This is a genomic window from Thalassospira sp. UBA848 (genome assembly GCF_002295455.1).
In the GTDB taxonomy this organism is placed as follows: Bacteria; Pseudomonadota; Alphaproteobacteria; order Rhodospirillales; family Thalassospiraceae; genus Thalassospira.
The window spans coordinates 1-21,405 of sequence record NZ_DBGS01000006.1 but is presented as its reverse complement, the minus strand read 5'-3'; the positions used below and the strand labels follow the sequence as shown (position 1 = coordinate 21,405).

General features: G+C 55.5%; 20 protein-coding genes, 1 other RNA gene and 2 pseudogenes. 12 read left to right on the top strand and 11 right to left on the bottom strand.

Features of this window, described 5'->3' with window-relative positions:
* The 9 genes and pseudogenes from B2R48_RS01070 to tkt all read right to left on the bottom strand — a co-directional run.
* A pseudogene (locus B2R48_RS01070) lies at positions 1-449 on the bottom strand (flagellar motor protein MotA); the annotation flags it as partial.
* A 12-nt stretch (positions 450-461) separates the two neighbouring features.
* Entirely contained in the window at positions 462-1,643 is a 1,182-nt protein-coding gene (locus tag B2R48_RS01065) for an OmpA family protein (protein ID WP_296996755.1), read from the bottom strand.
* 265 nt (positions 1,644-1,908) lie between these two features.
* Positions 1,909-2,718 (bottom strand): inositol monophosphatase family protein, encoded by an 810-nt coding sequence (locus tag B2R48_RS01060; protein WP_296996752.1) that lies wholly within the window; start codon positions 2,716-2,718, stop codon positions 1,909-1,911.
* Positions 2,719-2,784: 66 nt separating this feature from the next.
* Entirely contained in the window at positions 2,785-3,351 is a 567-nt protein-coding gene (gene efp / locus B2R48_RS01055; RefSeq protein ID WP_062957699.1) for an elongation factor P, read from the bottom strand.
* 199 nt (positions 3,352-3,550) lie between these two features.
* Positions 3,551-4,192 (bottom strand): thiamine phosphate synthase, encoded by a 642-nt coding sequence (thiE, locus tag B2R48_RS01050; protein ID WP_296996743.1) that lies wholly within the window; start codon positions 4,190-4,192, stop codon positions 3,551-3,553.
* A 68-nt stretch (positions 4,193-4,260) separates the two neighbouring features.
* Positions 4,261-4,692 (bottom strand): hypothetical protein, encoded by a 432-nt coding sequence (locus tag B2R48_RS01045; RefSeq protein ID WP_296996741.1) that lies wholly within the window; start codon positions 4,690-4,692, stop codon positions 4,261-4,263.
* A gap of 9 nt (positions 4,693-4,701) precedes the next feature.
* Positions 4,702-5,424, bottom strand: a complete 723-nt coding sequence (locus B2R48_RS01040) for a spermidine synthase (protein ID WP_296996738.1) — start codon at positions 5,422-5,424, stop codon at positions 4,702-4,704.
* Between the two features lie 120 nt (positions 5,425-5,544).
* On the bottom strand, positions 5,545-6,552 hold the full coding sequence (gene gap, locus B2R48_RS01035; RefSeq protein WP_296996735.1) for a type I glyceraldehyde-3-phosphate dehydrogenase: 1,008 nt from the start codon (positions 6,550-6,552) through the stop codon (positions 5,545-5,547).
* A gap of 113 nt (positions 6,553-6,665) precedes the next feature.
* On the bottom strand, positions 6,666-8,648 hold the full coding sequence (tkt, locus tag B2R48_RS01030; RefSeq protein ID WP_296996732.1) for a transketolase: 1,983 nt from the start codon (positions 8,646-8,648) through the stop codon (positions 6,666-6,668).
* Positions 8,649-9,056: 408 nt separating this feature from the next.
* Here tkt and B2R48_RS01025 point away from each other — a divergent pair, with 408 nt between their 5' ends.
* From B2R48_RS01025 to B2R48_RS01010, 4 genes are all read left to right on the top strand, one after another.
* On the top strand, positions 9,057-9,323 hold the full coding sequence (locus B2R48_RS01025) for a hypothetical protein (RefSeq protein WP_062957704.1): 267 nt from the start codon (positions 9,057-9,059) through the stop codon (positions 9,321-9,323).
* Between the two features lie 3 nt (positions 9,324-9,326).
* Positions 9,327-9,665 carry a cell division protein ZapA gene (locus tag B2R48_RS01020; RefSeq protein ID WP_296996724.1) on the top strand — a complete coding sequence of 113 codons (339 nt, stop codon included), beginning with the start codon at positions 9,327-9,329 and terminating at the stop codon, positions 9,663-9,665.
* 146 nt (positions 9,666-9,811) lie between these two features.
* A non-coding RNA gene (ssrS, locus tag B2R48_RS01015) (6S RNA) lies at positions 9,812-9,972 on the top strand.
* 127 nt (positions 9,973-10,099) lie between these two features.
* Positions 10,100-10,915, top strand: coding sequence for a TIGR00282 family metallophosphoesterase (locus B2R48_RS01010; RefSeq protein WP_296996721.1), 816 nt, complete (start codon positions 10,100-10,102; stop codon positions 10,913-10,915).
* 103 nt (positions 10,916-11,018) lie between these two features.
* Here B2R48_RS01010 and B2R48_RS01005 read toward each other — a convergent pair whose 3' ends face one another.
* On the bottom strand, positions 11,019-13,265 hold the full coding sequence (locus B2R48_RS01005) for a methyl-accepting chemotaxis protein (RefSeq protein ID WP_296996718.1): 2,247 nt from the start codon (positions 13,263-13,265) through the stop codon (positions 11,019-11,021).
* A gap of 388 nt (positions 13,266-13,653) precedes the next feature.
* Positions 13,654-15,828: a HAMP domain-containing methyl-accepting chemotaxis protein gene (locus B2R48_RS01000; RefSeq protein ID WP_296996713.1), complete on the bottom strand. Its 2,175-nt coding sequence runs from the start codon at positions 15,826-15,828 to the stop codon at positions 13,654-13,656.
* A gap of 484 nt (positions 15,829-16,312) precedes the next feature.
* Here B2R48_RS01000 and B2R48_RS00995 point away from each other — a divergent pair, with 484 nt between their 5' ends.
* From B2R48_RS00995 to B2R48_RS00960, 8 genes and pseudogenes are all read left to right on the top strand, one after another.
* A complete protein-coding gene (locus B2R48_RS00995) occupies positions 16,313-17,059 on the top strand; it encodes a YebC/PmpR family DNA-binding transcriptional regulator (RefSeq protein WP_296996711.1) in 747 nt (248 codons plus the stop codon).
* 34 nt (positions 17,060-17,093) lie between these two features.
* On the top strand, positions 17,094-17,672 hold the full coding sequence (gene ruvC, locus B2R48_RS00990; protein WP_213472581.1) for a crossover junction endodeoxyribonuclease RuvC: 579 nt from the start codon (positions 17,094-17,096) through the stop codon (positions 17,670-17,672).
* Positions 17,669-18,364, top strand: coding sequence for a Holliday junction branch migration protein RuvA (gene ruvA, locus B2R48_RS00985; protein WP_296996706.1), 696 nt, complete (start codon positions 17,669-17,671; stop codon positions 18,362-18,364). Before ruvC ends, ruvA begins: the two co-directional genes overlap by 4 nt.
* Complete coding sequence (gene ruvB / locus B2R48_RS00980) at positions 18,361-19,422, top strand: Holliday junction branch migration DNA helicase RuvB (protein ID WP_213472585.1); 1,062 nt, start codon at positions 18,361-18,363, stop codon at positions 19,420-19,422. Before ruvA ends, ruvB begins: the two co-directional genes overlap by 4 nt.
* Positions 19,422-19,883 (top strand): YbgC/FadM family acyl-CoA thioesterase, encoded by a 462-nt coding sequence (locus B2R48_RS00975; RefSeq protein WP_296996697.1) that lies wholly within the window; start codon positions 19,422-19,424, stop codon positions 19,881-19,883. Before ruvB ends, B2R48_RS00975 begins: the two co-directional genes overlap by 1 nt.
* Before the next feature lie 7 nt (positions 19,884-19,890).
* Positions 19,891-20,622 (top strand): protein TolQ, encoded by a 732-nt coding sequence (gene tolQ / locus B2R48_RS00970; protein ID WP_062957715.1) that lies wholly within the window; start codon positions 19,891-19,893, stop codon positions 20,620-20,622.
* 2 nt (positions 20,623-20,624) lie between these two features.
* Positions 20,625-21,077, top strand: coding sequence for a protein TolR (gene tolR, locus B2R48_RS00965; RefSeq protein WP_062957716.1), 453 nt, complete (start codon positions 20,625-20,627; stop codon positions 21,075-21,077).
* A 7-nt stretch (positions 21,078-21,084) separates the two neighbouring features.
* A pseudogene (locus B2R48_RS00960) lies at positions 21,085-21,405 on the top strand (energy transducer TonB); the annotation flags it as partial.

The window sequence follows — 21,405 nt, the reverse complement described above, 5'->3', positions numbered from 1 at the left end:
AACACCAGAAGGCCAACGACATAGCGCGACAATTCGCGGCTTTCATCCAGTCGGGAACGGATCGAATCAAGGATCGTCCGGGTCGACGTCGTCGAAAGCTGCGGCCGGTCACGGCGCTGTTCGGCCATCATGCTGGCCATCGGGGCCAGAAGTTTTGGCGGAACCTGTGATGTCAGACCCGGGCGGGAACGCCGGAAATCCTCGATCCAGGTGACTTCCGGTGACAGGCTTGCGGCCATGCGGAACGTGTAAATGACGCCGACGACAAACACGCCCAGGATCAGGCCATTGAGAACAGCATTGGCCATAAAGGCATCAGACAGGGCCGGGTACAACAGGGCGCCAACCCCGGCAATAATGGCAACGAAGATTGCCATGCGTGTCAGATAACTTCCGGGTTTGGTAATGGGCGGGAGAGATCCCGTGCCATTTGCCGAATTGCTGCTCATAACGGATTAATCCTAGCGTTGAACGGTTTTGATATCGACGCGATCGGCGGGGCCGGACGGAACATTCGCACCAAGAGCGCGAACATCAATGCGCGTGGAGCGCACACCCCGGTCAATGAGATAGGAACGTACCTGAAGCGCGCGCGACAGCGACAGGCGACGCGCCTTGGATGCGTTTGATCCATCGCCTTGTGCGTATGCCTGCAACTGGATGCGCAGGTTTTCATCCTGACCCATGGTTGCAATCACGCTGTCAAGCTGGCGCTTGGCGGCGTCGCTAAGCTCAAAGCTTTCAGCCGCAAAACCAAGGCTGTATTCATCAGATCCGGCAGCAGGCATTGGTTCCGGTGCGGTTTCCGGCGGAATGGCTGCTTCTTCGGCCGAAGGTGCTGGCGGCGCAGCCTGTTCGGTCACAGGCTCTGCAGTGTCGGCCAGCTCGGTTGCGGGCTGGGTGGTGTCAGGTGCCGGTGCAGCAGGCGGTTCAGGTGCATCTGCAATCGGCGCAATCTCTGGCGCGGCCGGGGCCGTCGGAACGCTTTGTTCTTCTGCTGTTTCGGTCACCGGCGCTGGCGATGATGTTGCTTCAGGCGCTGGTTCCGCGACGCTTGGCGTTGGCTCCGGTGCAGGTGCCAGTTTCGTCAGCGGGGTAGGTGCCGCAGCGCTGCTTTCGCTGGTGGCGGGGGCTGCCGGTTTGCTGCGCGGTGCGGCGGTTGGTTCCGGCTGGTTCAACACGATGGTCTGATTTGCGCCGTCATCCATCATTGCCTGAGCCTGTGCCGCAGACGGTGATGGCGCCGCAACGCCCGGTACGCCATAAAATTCTGACTGGGTGGGGAAGGCGTTGCCACCACCTGATCCATCAATGACAACCGTTTCAAAGCCGCCGTCATAGTCGCCTGCGCCAGCGGCACTGGCAAACTGATCCGAAGCCAGGAAGGTCGATTTTGGTTTGCTTTCCGGGAAAATCAGATCACCGCCGGGCACGACGATGTGATCGCGTGAAACAGTCGGGGACAGATATTGTGGCACGGTCGGTTGTCCGCCATAGCCATCTGCCACGTCCCAGTTTACCTGAACGCTGTTATCAACCGAAACGGGGGAGTATTGTTGCGCGGATGCGTTTGCCCCAAAGAACACGGTTGTTCCCAGTGCGGCCGTCATCGCAAGCACCGAAATCTTGGAATACCCCATCATCAAATCGCAGGCCCCTTAATACCCTGTGTTTGAAATCGTTTTGGTAACGCTATTCTATTTCACACAGTTTTGTGTCGATCATTAGGCACCCGCTAACCTTCGGAATGCCCCCCTGTTGTCTATGGGCCTGTATTCAGACCGCATAGTCCCATGCACAATAGCTTAGAGACAGGTAATGGACAACCGCTTTGACCGATAATGCAAAAGGGGCGCTTCAGCAAATTGAGAAGCGCCCCTTTCAAAAAACAGTAACAAAAGCGGTGTGTTAGCCCGCAATTGCCTTTTTCAGCGTCTTGGCCAGCACAGGCTGGATGTAGTCGTTGGCTGCAACGACGCTGCCGGTAGCCAGCATGTTGGTGCCGCCTTTTTCATCGCGGATGTAACCGCCCGCTTCGGAGATCAGGATAATACCGGCTGCGATATCCCACGCATTCAGGTGAGATTCCCAGTATCCGTCATAACGGCCAGCCGCAACATAGGCCATATCAAGGGCTGCAGCCCCCATACGGCGTACACCGGCACAACGTTCCATGACCGAGTGCAGTTGCTTTTCAAATGTCGCGTGATCGCCATGGCCAAGGTGCGGAACACCGCAGGCCAGAACGCATTCATTCAGGCGACGACGGCCCGAAACGCGCAGGCGACGGTTATCAAGGAACGCACCGACGCCTTTTTCCGCCCAGAAGCACTCATCCTTGGCAACGTCATAGATCATGCCAGCGATGATTTCGTTACCCTTTTGCAGGGCAACCGAAATCGCAAAATGCGGGATGCCATGCAGGAAGTTGGTGGTGCCATCAAGCGGATCAATGATCCAGCGATGCTCGGGATCGGAGCCCTTGACCTCGCCACCTTCTTCAAGAAGGAAGCCATAGCCCGGACGGGCACGCTCAAGCTCTTCACGCAGGCGTTTTTCGGCACGGTGATCAGCCGCAGATACGAAATCTGCCGGGCCTTTCATCGAAACCTGAAGGTTTTCGACTTCACCGAAGTCGCGTTTCAGTCCATAGGCTGCCTTTTCGACAGCCTTGTACATCACGTTGATATTTGCAGAACGACGGGCGGCGCCTCGCACGGCATATCTCCCGGAATTTGAATTAAAAGAAGGTCCGCTTTCCGGACCGGCGGGCAAGGGAGGCCCTTAGTCCTTGGCACGCTCGACATAGGTGCCTTCAACCGTGTTCACGACAATGCGCGTACCCGATTCAATATGCGGGGGCACCATCACACGAACACCGTTCTCAAGAACAGCCGGCTTGAAGGAAGAAGACTGGGTCTGACCTTTGACAACGGCGTCGGCTTCGACGATTTCGAAGACAACATGCTCGGGCAGGGTTACGCCAAGCGGCTCCCCTTCGAAGGATTCGATGGTCACAACCATGCCATCCTGAAGATAGACAGCAGCGTCGCCAATAAGGTCGGAATTGACTGTGATCTGGTCGTAGGTTTCGCTGTCCATGAAGGTGATCATGTCACCATCGGCAAACAGGTAGGTGTATTCTTTCTGCTCAAGGCGAACCTTTTCTACGGTTTCCGATGCACGGAAACGTTCGTTCAGCTTGGTGCCGGTACGAATGTCTTTGAGTTCAACCTGGTTAAAAGCACCGCCTTTACCCGGCTTCACAGCCTGGCATTTTACTGCACGCCACAGGGCACCTTTATGTTCGATAAGGTTACCCGGACGGATTTCGTTGCCGTTGATTTTCATGGCACAAACCGTTCTTTCAGATCACAGATTCACAATGCAATAAGGGGCAAGCGCCCCATTTCAGGGGGTCTACCTACCAGTTCGGGTGTTTTGCTGCAAGCAGATTGATCCGGGTTTACGCGCATAACACCCCGTCATTCGCGCATGGCTGGCGCAACCAATTGCCAGCCATATGATTTCCCGTTGGCCGGTATTCAGTTCAGATATCGGTCGCCGCAATCGCAGCCTTGATCGCCTTTGCCCCTGCTTCGGGGCCATCCGGATGGTTCCACACACCACCTGTTACCGCGATGAAGTCTGCACCTGCCAGAACCAGCGGGGCAACATTGTCTGCCGTGATGCCGCCAATTGCCACACAGGGCACGGTGGTAAAGGTCGTCCAGATTTCAAGGATTTCCGGCGTGACGCTGGTTTTGGCTTCTTTGGTCTTGGTCGGATAAAATGCACCGAATGCCACGTAGTCCGCACCCTTTTCGCCAAGGATCATCGCCTTGTGGCGGCTGTCATAGCATGACACACCAACAATATGTTCCTCGCCCATGATGGCGCGCGCTTCGTCATAGCTGGCATCACCTTCGCCAACATGCACACCATCGCAGCCCGATTTCCTGGCAATGTCGGGACGATCATTCAGGATCAGCGGAATGTCACGATCCACGCACATTGGCAGGATCGTATCAATCGCGGTGCGGATTTCATCATCGCTAACGTCCTTCAGGCGCAATTGCAGGCAATCAACCGCACCGGTATCAAGCACAGATTTCAGCGTCTCGCCAAAGGGTGCAAGGTCAAATTTCGGCGGGGTCAGAAGATAAAGACCGGCAAGTTCGTCTGAATTCACGATGATAATTCCTGATGATTTCCTGCGTGTTATGTAACCTTTGACGCCGGTTTTGGCAATTGCCAAGGCTACCCGGCAAGATGTGCAAGCAACCGCTTCTCGAGTTCATGATCGGGCAACAGGTCATCGGCCATCTGATAAATCACATCTTTGGCCGGGAGCTCTGTCATGACCAGACAGTTTGTCTGGCCTGCCATATCCCGAAGGTTTTCCAACTGCGGTTCGGGCATCGGATCGACCATCACCGCATCAAGGCCAAGCTCAATCGCGGCCAACGCACCAGAAACCCGTCCGCGACAATCAAGAATCGCTGTGATGTCGGATGCCGGGAATTCTTCGCGCACAAGCGTGATCAGATCGGCAAACCATTGCGCCCCGTGCGATTGGGCTGCGTGAACAGGCGACAGCAGCGCAAACCCACGATCCCCCATCACCCGGCAGGCGGACCGGGCACCAGTGATGCCGTGAACGCGGATGATCGGGTCGGGCAGGGTGGTCATGATGCTTGCTCAGGCCTTGGTGCGCGCAACATAGACCGTGTTGATGTCTTCACGATCAATCAGCGGATGTTTGAATTTAATCACGTCGGCCCGGATGGTCTCAAACGCGGATTTCAGGTTCTCTTCAAACCATGGTTCGGGCATCTCGGTCGACCACAGGGCAAAAATCCCCCCGGGCACCAGATGGGTGGCAAGTTTCGCCAGACCTTCCTTGGTATAAAGGCGCTTGTGGGTTTCATGCAGAACATTGCCCGGCGAATGATCAACGTCCAAAAGGACCGCGTCATGCAAGCTGTCTGGCGCATCCGGGTTCATGCCCGGCGTATCAGAAAGTGCTGCGGCAAAGAAATCCCCATGCACCAATGCGCAACACGGGTCGTTTGAAAGCTGATCCCCCAGTGGCAGCAATCCTTGCTGATGCCATTCGATTACCTCGGGCAGGGTATCAAGCACGGTCAGCTTGCCAGTCTTGGGATTATCAAGCGCTGCCTTGGCGGTATAGCCAAGGCCCAAGCCACCAACGACCACATCAAGGTTATCGCGATCAAGTTCAGCCAACCCCAGATCGGCCAGCGCAATCTCCGCATCGGTAAACAGGCTCGACATCAGGTATTCTTCATCAAGCTTGATTTCATAGACATCGATATCAAGGCTCAGCTCACGTCGGCGACGCAGGCTTAATACCCCCATCGGTGTCGGGCGATAATCAAGTTCCTTGAAAAGAAGGCTCACGGGCCGGGCTCCTGTTTGTCTTGATAGGCGTGTCACCTAGACAGTGACGGAAAGAGGCGCAAAAGAAAAGTGCCCGAAGCAGAACTTCGGGCACCTTGAAAATTTTGACCTAAGCGATGCTTAGAGGAACTTCGCCATGGCGACAGCGGTGTCGCTCATACGGTTGGAGAAGCCCCACTCGTTGTCATACCAGGACAGGATACGAACGAAGTTGCCGTCCATCACCTGGGTCTGGGTCGCATCAAAGGTCGAGCTGTTCGGGTTGTGGTTGAAATCAACCGAAACCAGCGGTGCTTCGCAAACGCCAAGAACGCCTTTCAGCGGGCCGTTTGCAGCTTCCTTGATTGCTGCGTTGACTTCATCAACGGTGGTGTCACGACCAGCGACGAAGGTCAGGTCAACCATCGAGACGTTCGGGGTCGGAACACGGATCGCGGTACCGTCGAGCTTGCCTTTGAGTTCCGGAAGAACAAGACCAACAGCCTTTGCAGCGCCGGTCGAGGTCGGGATCATCGAAAGCGATGCCGCACGTGCACGACGCAGGTCTTTATGCAGGCTGTCCACGGTGTTCTGGTCGCCGGTGAAGGCGTGAACAGTGGTCATGAAGCCCTTGGTGATGCCAACGGTTTTGTTCAGAACATCTGCAACCGGTGCAAGGCAGTTCGTCGTGCAGGATGCGTTCGAAACAATTACGTCATCAGCGGTCAGGCTGTCAGAGTTAACACCGTAAACAACGGTCTTGATGTCGCCCTTTGCCGGGGCGGAAATCAGAACGCGTTTGGCACCTGCGGTCAGGTGTTTGCCTGCACCAGCTTCGTCAAGGAAGATGCCGGTGCACTCAAACGCGATGTCGACTTTAAGGTCGGCCCACGGCAGGTTCGCCGGGTCACGTTCAGAGCAAACCTTGATCGTCTTGCCGTCGATGACGAGGTTTTCGCCTTCGGCTTTGACGTCATTGGCCAGAACGCCATGAACGGAATCATATTTCAGAAGATGTGCGTTGGTGTTGACGTCACCCAGGTCGTTGATGGCAACAACTTCAACGTCGGTGCGACCGCTTTCAACGATAGAACGCAGAACCAGACGGCCGATACGGCCAAAACCATTAATCGCTACGCGAATAGCCATTCATCCCTCCAAAATTATAATGATTGGTACCTGGGGAGTATCAATCACGGCTTAGGGTCAAGAACCCATAGAAAAAAGGCCGGATCGGCATGTTACCGATCCGGCCCTGTAAATTAAACCAGTTCCTTGGCCGCTTTGACCAGCGCGTCGGCGGTGATGCCGAAATGCTCGTAAAGGACCGGGGCAGGTGCCGAGGCACCAAAACCGTGCATGCCGACAACCTTGCCGTTGTCGCCAACATATTTTTCCCAGCCAAAGACCGAAAGGGCTTCGATGGCAACGCGCGGTGCGCTGCCCAGAACGTCCTTGCGGTATTCCGGCGACTGGGCGTCAAACAGTTCCCAGCTCGGCAGCGAAACAACAGCAGCATTGATGCCGTCTGCTTTCAGCTTGGCCTGCGCGTCAACCGCGATCTCGACTTCCGAACCGGTCGCGATCAGGGTGACCTGACGATCGCCATCGCAATCGGAAATCACGTAACCGCCACGTGCGACAAGGTTGTCGTCACGATATTCGGTGCGCAGAACCGGCAGGTTCTGACGGGTGAGGGCCAGAACGGTCGGACCACTCTCGTTGGTGATCGACATTGCCCATGCTTCGGCGGTTTCAACCGCATCGGCCGGGCGGATCACGGTCACGTTCGGCATGGCGCGCAGCGACGCAACATGTTCGACCGGCTGGTGGGTCGGGCCGTCTTCGCCAAGACCGATGGAATCATGGGTCATGACGTAAACAACGCGCTGGTTCATCAGGGCCGAAAGGCGGATCGACGGACGGCAATAGTCGGTGAAGACCAGGAAGGTGCCACCATAGGGCAGAACGCCACCATGCAGCGCCAGACCGTTCATGGCCGCGGCCATGCCGTGTTCGCGGATACCGTAATAGATATACGCGCCTTCATAACCACCGTCGGCGGTGATCGGTGCCTGAACGCCGGTCTTGGTGTTGTTCGAACCGGTCAGGTCGGCAGAACCGCCGATCATTTCCGGGATCGCCTTGGTCAGAACTTCAAGAACGTTCTGCGACGCCTTGCGGGTTGCGACCTTCGGCAGTTCTTCGGTGATCTGCTTTTTGTAGTCGTTGAACGCTTCGATCCAGTTTTCCGGAAGCTTGCCTTCGATACGACGTTCGAACTCGTCTTTCAGGGCAGCTTCAAGACCATCAAAACGTGAACCCCACGCATTGAAGTCCTCGGCACCGCGTGCGCCAGCAGAAAGCCATGCGTCCCGGACATCTGCCGGGATTTCAAACGGCTCGGCATCCCAGCCGAGTTTCTTGCGCATGCCGGCAAGTTCTTCCGCACCAAGCGGTGCGCCGTGCGTTGCTGCGGTGCCGCCTTTGGTCGGTGCGCCAAAGCCGATTTCGGTTTTGCAGGCAATCATCGACGGGGTGTTGGTGGATTTTGCCTTGGCAATGGCAGCTTCAATCGCAGCAGAATCGTGGCCGTCAATTTCCTGAACGTCCCAGCCAGCAGCTTCAAAGCGCTTCTTGTGGTCTTCCGATGTCGAAAGCGAGGTCGGGCCATCAATCGAAATGCCGTTGTCATCGAACAGAACGATAAGCTTCGACAGTTTCATGTGACCGGCCATCGAAATGGCTTCCTGCGAAATACCTTCCATCAGGCACCCGTCACCGGCAATCACATAGGTGTAGTGGTCAACAACGCTGTCACCAAAGCGGGCATTCATGATGCGTTCGCCAAGGGCGAAACCGACCGAGGTCGCAATACCCTGGCCGAGCGGGCCGGTGGTGGTTTCAATGCCTTCGCCGTGGCCATATTCCGGGTGGCCCGCAGTGCGATAGCCCATCTGACGGAAATTCTTGATCTGATCGAGATCGAAATCGTCATACCCGGTCAGGTGCAGAAGCGAATAAAGAAGCATCGAACCGTGACCTGCGGACAGGATGAAACGGTCGCGGTCCGGCCAGTTCGGGTGCTTCGGATCGAATTTCAAGAATTTGGTATAAAGAACAGTCGCAACGTCTGCCATGCCCATCGGCATGCCCGGGTGACCGGATTTGGCTTTCTCGACAGCATCTGCCGAGAGGAAGCGGATGGCATTGGCCATGCGGTTGTGTTCTACTTGCGTCGTCATGTGATGCGGTTCCTGGGGGTTTCGCGGTCGGGCGATGAAAACACTTTTCCATTTATTAACGGAATTCGCGCGGAAGATGCCCTTACAGGGGGCATACGTCAACCGCTTCTATCGAAAATCTGCCATGTTCTCGCGATTATGGTTAACCATACGGGCATTGACGGGGCCAATTACGGGTCCTGTTGACCTGTTTGCAGCGCCAGTTCTATGTTTCGGGCATGGCTGTCGTGCCACCCGATCAGACTGGTTTCGCACACAGTCGGGTAAAACGGTTGTTGATCGGAATCTGTGGTGTTAAATCAGCCATGATCATGACATCTTCGACAGGTCATATTGGCATATGGACTGTCGCAGCAGACGTTTGACGTCTGTAATCTTTGAGTTAACAGCAAATATTTGGGTAGGGTCATGTCGCGGTTGCAACAGGCAAGTGATCGACTGAAAGCAGCACTGGAACGTCTGGAAACGGTCGCGGAGTCGGCGATCGACGCCAAAAGCCAGGACGCAAATGCTGACACGGCAGAAGTCGAAGCCCTGCGCGGACAACTTTCGGCTCTCCGCGAAGATTACGACCGGCTTTGCCAGACGACCGAAACGGTTTCAAACCGCCTTGATGGTGCAGTTGATCAACTCAAACTCGTCCTTGATGAAGAACCCGCAAAGAAGCAGGCATAACCCATGGCACAGGTTTCCATTCGCATTAACGGTCGCAGCTATGACATCGCATGTGACGACGGTCAGGAAGATCGTATTCATGCACTTGCCGGATATGTTGACGAACGGGTCAAGGAAATCTCAGGTGCCGTCGGTCAGATCGGCGAACAGCGCCTTCTGGTCATGACCAGCCTTCTGATTGCCGATGAACTGGGTACGGTGCAGGAAAAGCTTGAAAATGGTGGCGGCGCGGTCGCGGAAGATGGCAGCCTGTCGGCTGGTGAAAGCGACGCGCTGGCAGAAAATATCGAAAGCATGGCCGAACGTATCGAAACGCTTGCAGATCGTCTGAACAAAGACTGATCAACTGGTTATTCGCCTGCTGCATGGCTGCTTTAACTCAGGACCGAAATCACGCAATCTACTTGAAATTCAGACGGCCGAAGACTAAGTTCCGGTCGCTGACAGTTTGCGATGCGCCGTTCGCGGCGATCAAGAACACAGCATCAAGGGAGCTGCCCTGTTCGTCAGGTTCGCTAATTCCCGGGGCCGATGCTCATTTCTCTAGGGAGCTGTCCCTGTCGAGGCCGTGGTCTCGTTATACGGCGCCCACCTGCACTCGCAGGTCACGAGGAATTACCAAATGGCCAACGGCAGCGGTGGCTCCCGATTATTTTGCTTAGGGTCATGACCCTAAAAATCCCTTTTCCATTTCGTGATGCCGGTCATGCGTCCCGGGGCAGGGTGCATTAAACGAAACATGTCTGCCTGCTGGCTGACGCAATACAGGAAGCACAATGCGTTTACTTCATCTTGGCGACGTTCTGGGGCAATCCGGTCGCAAGGCAGCGCTTGAGGCGCTCCCTATGTTACGTGACCGTTTGTCGGTTGATATCGCGGTGGTGAATGTCGAAAACGCAGCCCATGGCTTTGGCGTCACGGCAAAAATCTGCAAGGAATTCTATGCTGCTGGTGCCGATGTCCTGACCACGGGCAACCATGTCTGGGACCAGCGCGAAATCATCGCCTATATTGATGAAGACGAAAAACTGCTGCGCCCCTGGAACTTCCCCGATGGCACGCCAGGCAATGGCGATTACGTCTTCAAGACCAAAGCGGGCAAAAAGGTTTGCGTCATCAACATGATGGGCCGTCTGTTTATGGATCCGCTTTCCTGCCCGTTCCAGGGGGCTGACAAGCTGTTTGCCAAGTACAAGCTGGGCAAGAATGTTGACGCGGTGATCGTTGATTTCCATGCCGAAACCACGTCTGAAAAGATGGCCTTTGGGCACCATTGTGACGGGCGGGCGTCGCTTGTTCTGGGCACGCACACCCATGTGCCGACCGCTGATGCCCAGATACTGCCACATGGCACGGCCTATCAGACCGATGTTGGCATGTGCGGCGACTTTGATTCCGTGATCGGCATGAAAAAGGAAAACTCGGTCCGCAAATTCATCACCAAGATGCCGTCTGGCCGGTTTGAACCGGCAGATGGTCCGGCCACGGTATGTGGTGTGTATGTTGAAACCGATGACAAGACGGGGCTCGCCAAACGGATTGAGGCCGTACGGATCGGTGGACGCCTTAAAGGCAGCTGGCCCAGCGCATAAGGCCAAGCACATAGGCAAAGTGCACAAGCACTGAATATCTTTAGCCCAAAGAAAAAGGCCCGCCAGATGACGGGCCTTTGTCATTTCAGATGTGTGGTTCGGATCAGGCCGCGCGATCACGGGCCTGCTGGCGCAGGTCATCCAGAATGCTGGAAATGCGGGTGCGCATTTCGCTGACTTTCTCGGATGCCGAACGCGACGTGGTCAGAACTTCACCAGACAACTGACCGGTACGACCGGTTTCATTGGCAACCTCGGCAATCGATGCTGACACTGCGCGGGTACGATCCGCCGCACCACGCACGTTGCGCGTGATCTCGTCGGTTGCCGCACCCTGTTCCTCAACCGCTGCCGAGATGGTCGTGGCAATCTCGTTGAGGCTGTCAATGATCGAACCGATCTCGCCAATCGCATTGACCGATTCACCAGTGGCTTTCTGAATACCGGTAATCTGACCCGAGATTTCCTCAGTCGCCTTTTCAGTCTGGTTGGCAAGGTTTTTGACCTCTGCCGCGACAACTGCAAAGCCCTTGCCGGCATCGCCAGCACGGGCCGCCTCGATGGTGGCGTTCAGGGCCAGAAGGTTGGTTTGCTCGGCAATGTCGGTGATCAGTGCGATCACCTCGCCGATGCGGCTTGCCGACTGTGAAAGGCTGTTGACCAGTTCGTTGGTGTGCTGCGCACGCTGTGCAGCTTCGTTCGAAATACGGGTGGTTTCCGCCATCTGACGGTTGATTTCCGCGTTCGAACTTGAAAGCTGTTCCGTCGCCGACGCAACGGTCTCAACATTGCCGGTGGCTTCGTCAGCAGATTTCGACACTTCGTCACTCTGCCCCGAAACAAGTTCGGCGCTGTCAGTCATCTGACCGGAAACACCTTGCAGCTGTTCGGCAAGGGCCGCGATTTCATTCACCGCACTTTCGACTTCACCCTGAAGGTTGTCGGCAAGCGTAAGCAATTCATCACGGAGCGCCTCATTGCGTTCGCGGTTAAGGCGCTCTTCCTCGGCCTGCATGTCACGGACCTTGATGGCGTTGGCCTTGAACACGTCAACGGCGCGGCCCATGGCGGAAATTTCATCACTTCCGGCCGACGGTACGGCCACTTCAAGATCACCATCAGCCAGCGAAATCATCGATTTCTGAAGACCGGCCAGACGACGCAGAAGGTTGCCACGCACATAAACCAGATAGATCAGAAGCGGGATGACAATCGCAGCGCCACCAACCCCGTACATCACGACAGAGCTTTGCTGGGTAAGGGTGCTGGCAGCATCGGCCGATTTGTCCACGCCCGACTGAAGATCGCCAACAAGCATGTTCACACCATCTTCCATGGCGGCAGCAAATTCGGCGCTGTCTTCAACGATATCGATCTGTTCGTCGGCAAGCTTGAGTTCCTTGCTGCGCAGCGACGAGATGCTTTTGCGCCCCATCGACAGTTTCTTGATATCGCCAAGAAGACCCTCATAGAACTTACGGAGTTTTGCGTTTTCAAGCTCGGCAATCGTGTTGGCAACAACACCAACCGCACCACGCACCTGAACCCCCATGATGCGAAGCTGCATGCGGTCATCCGATGACGCGGCCGACAGAACCGTATTACTGATTTCCGCGCCACTGTTTGCCAGACGGGTGATCGGCGCCTGCGCTGCCATCAATTCGTCAAGCTTGAACAGCAATCCCTTGATCGAGGCTTCCTGTTCCTCGGTCATGAAGGCACCCGCCTGACGCAGCTCTTGAACCTGGCTGGTGATCGAGGTGATGTTGGTCTGGGATGCCGAAAGGATCGGCTGGATCATCGAGTTGTACTTGCCGGTCAGCTGCTGGAACTTGGAGATTGAATCTGACAGCTCGCTTGCGACTTCAAACCGTTCTATGGTCGTGTCGTGCAGTTCCTGCAGGGCTTCGGCAAGGCTCTGGCCATTGCCTTCAATCACCGCAAGAGTTTCTTGCGGAAGACCGGACTCGTCGAGGACCGCAAGGTTTTCTTGCAAGGTTGCCAGCATCACATCAAGGTCGGCTTTGACGGCCTGTTCTTCCTCGATGGTTGAGGCAGCAACAATACGTGGTGCGGATGCCACAATCTTTGCGCTGGTCGTCGCAAGCTGCTGCGCGGCAAACATGGGCGGAAGCTGCTCATAGGCAATCTTGTCAAGCTGGTTGCCGAATTTTGTAAATGAGAAGACCGATACGGCCGCAGCCAGAATTGCAATCAGACCGACAAGAAAGAAGGCACCTGCCAATTTTTCACGAACGCCGAGTCCTGCTTTATTGGATTTTTTTGCTTTGTCTGTGGATTTCTTTTTTGGCGAAGACGGCTTGGTGCCGCGCTTGATACTAAAACCCATAATTTATCTTACCCCGTAGACCAAAGAGCCAAGCGTCAACACGGCCTCGTGCCGACGCGTATACATGCGTCGTTTGAACGTCTGTTCCCTGCCAAGCCACATTTTGGGGATACCCATGTCCTGCCCCGAACAGGATCAAGGGTGATTAAAGTGGGGCCTGATTTTTTATCATTAGAAGCAGATATAGCACAGTATCGCCGCCGCGATCATGGCTTTTCAAACCAACCTGTACATCTGTATATGACCAGGTATTGGCCCAAGATTGCGCCTTACGACGGTTGCGTTTTGATTTTGGGTAAGGCGGTCGTTATTGAATATCTCGCCCGTGGACGGATGCAAAAAAAAGGCCCGCCATTGGCGGGCCTTTTTAAAAGTACGTCTGGCAGGATCAGGACGCTGCGCGCTCATTTGCCTGTTGGCGCAGATCATCAAGAATGCCGTTAATCCGCGAGCGAAGGTTTTCAACCTTCTGTGAGGCATCCTGCGCAGTTGCCAGAACCTGACCAGAAAGTTCACCGGTCTTGCTGGTTTCGTTGGCAACTTCCGTGATCGAGGCCGAAACGGAACGTGTGCGATCAGCCGCACCACGCACATTGCGCGTGATTTCGTCTGTTGCTGCACCTTGTTCCTCAACCGCAGCGGAGATAGTGGTCGCGATTTCATTGATGTTTTCAATGATGCGGCCGATATCGCCGATTGCGTTCACAGACTCACCGGTCGCTTTCTGGATGCCAGAAATCTGGCCAGAAATCTCCTCGGTGGCTTTTTCAGTCTGGTTAGCAAGGTTTTTGACCTCTGCGGCAACAACCGCAAAGCCCTTGCCAGCATCGCCAGCACGGGCGGCCTCGATGGTCGCGTTAAGTGCAAGCAAGTTGGTCTGTTCTGCGATGTCGGTGATCAGGGCGATCACTTCGCCAATACGATCTGCAGACTGCGACAGGCTGTGAACCAGTTCGTTGGTTTCCTGTGCACGGCTGGAAGCTTCGCTTGAAATGCGGGTCGATTCCGCCATCTGACGGTTGATTTCCGCATTCGATGCCGACAGCTGTTCGGTCGCGGCTGCAACCGTTTCGACATTGCCGGTTGCTTCCTGTGCAGAGCTCGCAACGTCTTCGGTCTGGCCTGAAACCAGTTCCGCGCTCGACGTCATCTGGCCCGATACCCCCTGAAGCTGATCGCCAAGGGCCGCGATTTCATTCACGGCACTTTCGACTTCGTTTTGCAGGGTATCAGCCAGCGTCAGCAATTCATCACGAAGCGCTTCATTGCGTTCACGGTTAAGGCGTTCTTCTTCCGCCTGCATGGCTTGAACCTTAAGCGCGTTGTCCTTAAAGACATCAACCGCACGGCCCATGGCGCTGATTTCGTCTTTGCCCTTGGAGGGGACGACGACATCAAGGTTGCCATCTGCAAGCTGAACCATGGTTTTCTGCAGGCTGCCAAGACGGCGCAGAACGTTGCCACGCACATACAGTACATAGATCGCAAGCGAGATGATGATCGCTGCAACTGCGACGACAAACAGGGCGGTCAGGCTTTGTTTCTCGACAACTTTTGCCTGGGCGGCGGCCTCGTCAACTTCTGCATTCAGACCGGCAACCAGTTCGGCAACGCTGTTACGCATGGCATTGGCGTATTCGCCACTTTGTACGACAAGTGCTTGACTTCTTTCAGTCGTCTCAAGCTCACGTTTGCGAAGGTCCGGCAGGCTGCCTTCACCAACTGAAAGCTTCTGCATCTTGCCAATCAGGTCGACGTAAAAGGCCTTGAGGCGGTCATTGTCAAGCGTATCAAGCTTGCTCAGCGCGTCGGCATAAACGCCGCGGATGCGCACCGGAATGATCGACAGGCGGACGGCCTGGGTTTCCGTGGTGCTGGAAATAATCATGTTGGATGCGGACGAACCGAGACGTTCGATCTCGAGGATCGGAGTACGTGTCTCGATCGCTGACGCGAACTTCTGGAAAGCCTCTAGAATTTCTGTCTTGTCGGTACTGAATTTTTTTGACGGATCGTCTTCAAAGGACGAAGCGTATTCGGTGCCCTGGGCCATGTCGTTCTGGGTATAGGACAGCAGCGGCTTCAGGGTGTCGGCATAACGCTTGGCATGACTTTGGAACTCATCGAGTTTATCAGACTTTTCGTTGCTGATCTGGAAGCGTTCCTGGGTCACTTCGTGAAGCTGACGAAGGTTATCCTCGAGCAGGGCGCGGTTATCATTGATGCTTGCGATCACAGCCGGCATAAAGCCGGTAGCCTCGATTTCCTCGATCAGCACGGAAAGTTCGTCCAGGCGCACCGCAAGTTCGTCATTGATCGCAGTTTCTTCTTCCGGATTGGTTGCGGCCACGATACGTGGCGCAATCGCAACAATCTCGGCACTTCCGGTCGCAAGTGACTGTGCCGCGGCAATCGGCGGAAGCTTTTCTTCTGTGATTGTGCTCAGCGCATTGCCGAATTGGTTGAAGGATACCGCACCGACGATGGCAGAAATAACCGCCATTAGTCCTACCAAAGCAAATGATATCAGAAGCTTGCTTTGGACCCCGAATTTAGTTCCCATTCTATCTAACCTTTGTTTCCTGGCTGTTTCCGTATGGCTTCTTTGTCCATTCCGGTTGTTTCTGGCACCACAGGATCATGTGTTGTCCCGCGTTCGGCGTCAGTTCCGGCCCCCTGAGAGTATTCTTCTTTAGTTTAATATCTATGACAAATAACATTAATGAAAGAATATCATGAGGTCTGCAACATCTATCCGCGTATAGGGGCGAACTATCCCGGGATAGGCCGGGAACCCAAACAGGGTTTGCTGCGTTCCCGTCGCCCGGTGCTGCCTGTGATCCCGGTGAGTTGGCAAGCATGGCTGGACCTTGCACGGCAAACAGGATATAGGAGCTGTCGAAATTTTCGTTCGCGTATGTCGCAGATGTGAATGCACAGCTTGCACATGCCCGGGCGGGCTGGTCTGTCAGGGAAGGCCCGTATGACCGGCGTGGTATCTCCCGATACCGTTCCAACACAAGTTCAATGACTACAGGTTTTAGGTTATGGCCGGCCATTCCCAATTTAAAAACATCATGCACCGCAAAGGTGCGCAGGACAAAAAGCGCGCCAAGATCTTCACCAAACTCGCGCGCGAAATTACCGTTGCGGCGAAAATCAGCGAAGACGTCGATAGCAACCCGCGCCTGCGTGCGGCGATTGCTGCAGCGCGTGCTCAGAACATGCCCAAGGATAACATCGATCGTGCCATCAAAAAGGCGACCGGTGCGGGCGAGGGCGATAACTACGAAGAAGTCCGTTACGAGGGTTATGGCACTGCAGGTGTCGCCGTCATTGTTGAAGCACTGACCGATAACCGTAACCGGACCGCTTCCGAAGTTCGTGCGGCCTTCACAAAACATGGTGGCAACCTTGGTGAAACCGGGTCGGTTGGTTTCATGTTCAACCGTCTGGGCGAAATCGTCTATCCGGCCGACAAGGCCGATGCCGACGAAATCTTCGAAGCGGCCCTTGAGGCCGGTGCTGCCAACGCGGAATCTGATGAAGCAAACCACATCATCGATACCGAACTCGAAGAACTCAACGCTGTGCGTGAAGCCCTGACCGAAAAATTCGGCGATCCGGAAAGCGCAAAAATGGTCTTCCGGGCGACTACCGAGGCTGACATTACCGTCGATCAGGCACAAAGCATCATGAAGCTTGTCGATGTCCTTGAAGATAACGACGACGTCCAGAATGTTTGGACCAACGTTAACTGGACAGACGAAATCGTTGCTGGTCTCGACAACTAATTAACATTTGCCAACACCCGCCTTTCGCTTTTGAATGGCGGGTGTTTTGTATCTGCAATCCGGTTTTCTTTTGGGGGAAGTAGTGGTCAGAGTGCTCGGGATTGATCCCGGTCTGCAACGAACCGGTTGGGGTGTCATTGACCTCGACAATAACCGCATGCGTCATGTCGCCAATGGTGTGGTGACATCCACCCAATCCCTGACCCTTGCCGAACGTCTCGATCAGCTCCATACCGGCCTGATCGAAGTCATCAAGCTCTGGACGCCTGATGAAGCCGCGGTCGAGGAAACCTTTGTGAACAAGAACCCGGTTTCGACCCTGAAACTGGGGCAGGCACGCGGGGTGGCCTTGCTTGCGCCGGCGCGTAACGGCATCCCGGTAACGGAATATACACCCAATGCCGTCAAAAAGACTGTTGTTGGCGCAGGGCATGCTGCCAAACAGCAGGTCGAAATGATGGTTTCGACCCTGCTGCCGGGATGTGAGATCGTCGGGCCGGATGCGGCGGACGCCCTTGCCGTTGCCATCTGCCACGCGCAACATGCCGGAAACCGGTCGCTTGCCAATTCGATGGCAACGCACCCAACACGAAACGGGAGAAAATACAGGTGATCGCCAAACTGCGCGGAATTGTGGATTTCATCGGCGAAGACAGCGTTATCATTGATGTGAACGGTGTCGGGTATCTGGTCTTTGCATCGCGCCGCACCCTTTCCATGCTGCCGCCCAAGGGCGGGGATGCCGGGCTGATGATCGAAACCCATGTTCGCGAAGATCACATTCATCTTTATGGTTTTGCCGACAATGCCGAAAAGCAATGGTTTGCCTTGCTGACCACCGTGCAAGGTGTGGGCGCCAAGGTCGCGCTGGCGCTGTTGTCTGTTTTGACCCCGACTGATCTTCTGCGTGCGCTGGCGGCCCAAGACACCACGGCACTTTGCCGCGCACCGGGTATCGGGCCAAAGGTCGCAACCCGCATCGTTGGCGAATTGAAAGACAAGGCCGCAAAACTGAACCTTGGCCCGGTTGCAGCCCCTGCGGCCCCCGCCGTCGAAGACGCAAAGCCAGCCGCAAAATCCAAGAAATCAGCCAAACCCGCACCAGATGTGAGCGCCGACACAGCCCCGGCAGACCCTGTTGTGGATGATAGCGTCGTTTTGGCAGACGCAGTATCGGCATTGGTCAATCTCGGTTATGGCCGCTCCGAGGCGTTTGGTGCGGTGGGCAAGGCTGCACAGCAGGCAGGTGACGACAAGTCGATCGATACCCTGATCCGTCTGGGACTAAAGGAGCTTAGCGCGTGAGCGAAGAAGAAGACCGTCTGCTCAGTGGCGAGCGTCGCGAAGAAGACCAACAGGATGGATCGCTGCGTCCCCGTCGGCTTGATGATTTTACCGGCCAGAAAGAAGTGCGCGAAAACCTTGATGTTTTCATCAAGGCCGCCAGTGCCCGCGAAGAAGCCATGGACCATGTCCTGTTCTTTGGTCCGCCCGGCTTGGGGAAAACCACACTTTCGCAAATCGTTGCCAGTGAACTCGGTGTCGGCTTTCGCGCAACATCCGGCCCGGTGATTGCCAAGGCCGGGGATCTGGCAGCCCTTCTGACCAACCTGCAGCCGCGCGATGTTTTGTTTATTGACGAAATCCATCGTCTGAACCCTGCGGTGGAGGAAATCCTTTATCCGGCGATGGAAGACTTCCAGCTTGATCTGATCATCGGCGAGGGACCCGCAGCCCGTTCGGTGCGGATTGACTTGCCGCCCTTCACCCTTGTCGGGGCCACGACCCGTTCGGGCCTTCTGACCACCCCGCTTCGTGATCGTTTCGGTATCCCGTTGCGTTTGCGGTTCTATGAGCCCGAAGAACTGGTCAGCATCGTTGCCCGTGGCGCGCGGCTTCTGAATTTCGACATGACCGAAGAAGGGGCGATGGAAATTGCCCGCCGGTCGCGTGGCACCCCGCGTATCGCCGGTCGCCTGTTGCGCCGTGTGCGTGATTTTGCCGCGGTGGCGGAAAAATCCCCGGTCGATAAATTTATTGCCGATGCGGCCCTGACCCGGCTTGAGGTCGATAATCTTGGTCTTGATAGTCAGGACCGGCGTTACCTTAATTGTATCGCCAGCAACTATGGCGGCGGTCCCGTTGGTGTCGACACGCTTGCCGCGGCCCTGTCTGAAGAACGCGATACCATCGAAGACGTCATTGAGCCGTATTTGCTGCAACAAGGCCTGATCCAGCGAACGCCGCGCGGGCGCATGCTGGGTGTTAAGGGCTTTAAGCATCTCGGTCTGACGCCGCCGCGCGAAGCGGGCGGGATGCCGCTTTCCGATCTGTTTGACGGGCAGGCGGGGGACGATTCCTGATGTCACAAAAAGATCATGATGCCCTTTTGGGATGGCTTGACGGCAATAAGCACATCTATCCGCTTATTGTTTATTACGAAGATACGGATGCAGGCGGCATCGTCTATCACGCCAATTATCTGGCATTCGCTGAACGTGCACGTTCAGCGATGCTTAACCTGTTGGGCTTTACCAATCGAAATGTTGCAGAACGCCACAAAGTTGCCATAGCCGTTCGACACTGTACGCTCGACTTTCGACGTGCCGCACAGTTGGAAGATCGTCTGACGGTTGAAAGCCGGGTGATCAAGCTTGGGGGCGCATCGCTTGGTTTTGAACAAAAGATCATGCGTGATGGCGAAGAACTGGTGGTGATCGAGATTTATCTCGCCTGCATGTCGTTGGAAGAACTTCGGGCACAACGCCTGCCTGATGAACTAAGAACAGTATTTAATCGATGTCTTGATGTGACAAAGGACTGACGGGAATATGGAAAATCAAGTGGTCGACGCGGTAACGCTGGGGCAGTCGGTCATGGCGCATGACATGTCTTTATGGGGACTGTTCATGCAGGCTGGGCTTGTCGTCAAATCTGTGATGATCGGGCTTTTGCTGGCTTCTGTCTGGGTTTGGGCAATTGTGATCGAGAAAGTCCTGCGGCTGCGCAAATTGCGTGCGCAGGCCCACACTTTCGAAGAAGCCTTCTGGTCGGGCGGATCGCTTGAAGATCTCTATGATCGCATCGCCGATCAGCCGCGCGATCCGATGTCAGCCATCTTTGTTTCGGCCATGCGTGAATGGCGTCGTTCGAACGCAAAGGGTGTCCATGGTGATACCATGCGTGCCCGCCTTCAGCAGCGCCTTGAAAAATCCATGGAAATCACACTCGGCCGTGAAATGGACCGGGTTGAACGCTACATGACGTTCCTGGCATCTGTCGGTTCGACCGCACCGTTTGTTGGTCTGTTCGGCACCGTCTGGGGCATCATGGTGTCGTTCCAGTCGATTGCCGCATCCAAGAACACGTCATTGGCTGTTGTCGCACCGGGTATTGCCGAGGCGCTTTTTGCAACCGCCATGGGCCTTGTTGCCGCTATTCCGGCGGTGGTTGCCTATAACAAGATTTCCAGTGACCTGAACCGTTACAGCAATCGCCTTGAAGCTTTCGTGGACGAGTTCTCCTCGATCCTTTCGCGCCAACTTGACGACACGAGAGACTGATCATGGGCGCTCAACTTGCCAAATCAGGCGGAGGACGCCGTCGCGGTCGTCGGGGTAACCGGCGCGCCGCAATGAGTGACATCAACGTCACGCCGATGGTTGATGTCATGCTGGTGCTGCTCGTGATCTTCATGGTCGCGGCCCCCTTGATGACGGTCGGTGTCGAGGTTGATCTGCCAGAAACCAGTGCCGCGCCGATGACCGGGCAGGACGAACCGCTGGTGGTGTCAGTTTCGGCCGAAGGCACGATCTACATCATGGATAGTGAAATCGCGCAGGACACCCTGACCGAAAAGCTGGCGGCCATTACCGACAACAAGGCCGATACCCGCATCTTCGTACGTGGGGACAAGTCAATTGACTATGGCCGTGTGATGGAAGTCATGGGGCTGATCAAGGATGCCGGCTTTACCAAGGTGGCGTTGATCGCGGAACTGCCGGCACGGGATTCGTAATCGAATTATGCTGCGTTATGCTCTCATATCGCTTGGTTTGCATGCTGCGCTGTTTTTGGTGGCGTGGCTTGGCTTGCCGGATCTGTTTGATGAAACACCGCTGGATTTGCAGTCCATTTCGGTTGAAGTCGTGACGGTGGATGAATTCTCTGCCGCCCCGACCAAGGCGTTGCCAAAGCCTGAACCGAAAGAAGAACCCAAACCAGCCCCGAAACCGGAACCAAAACCCAAGCCCGAACCCAAGCCCGAACCCAAGCCGGAGCCGAAGCCTGAACCCAAACCGGAACCAAAGCCAGAGCCGAAGCCTGAGCCAAAACCGGAACCCGTT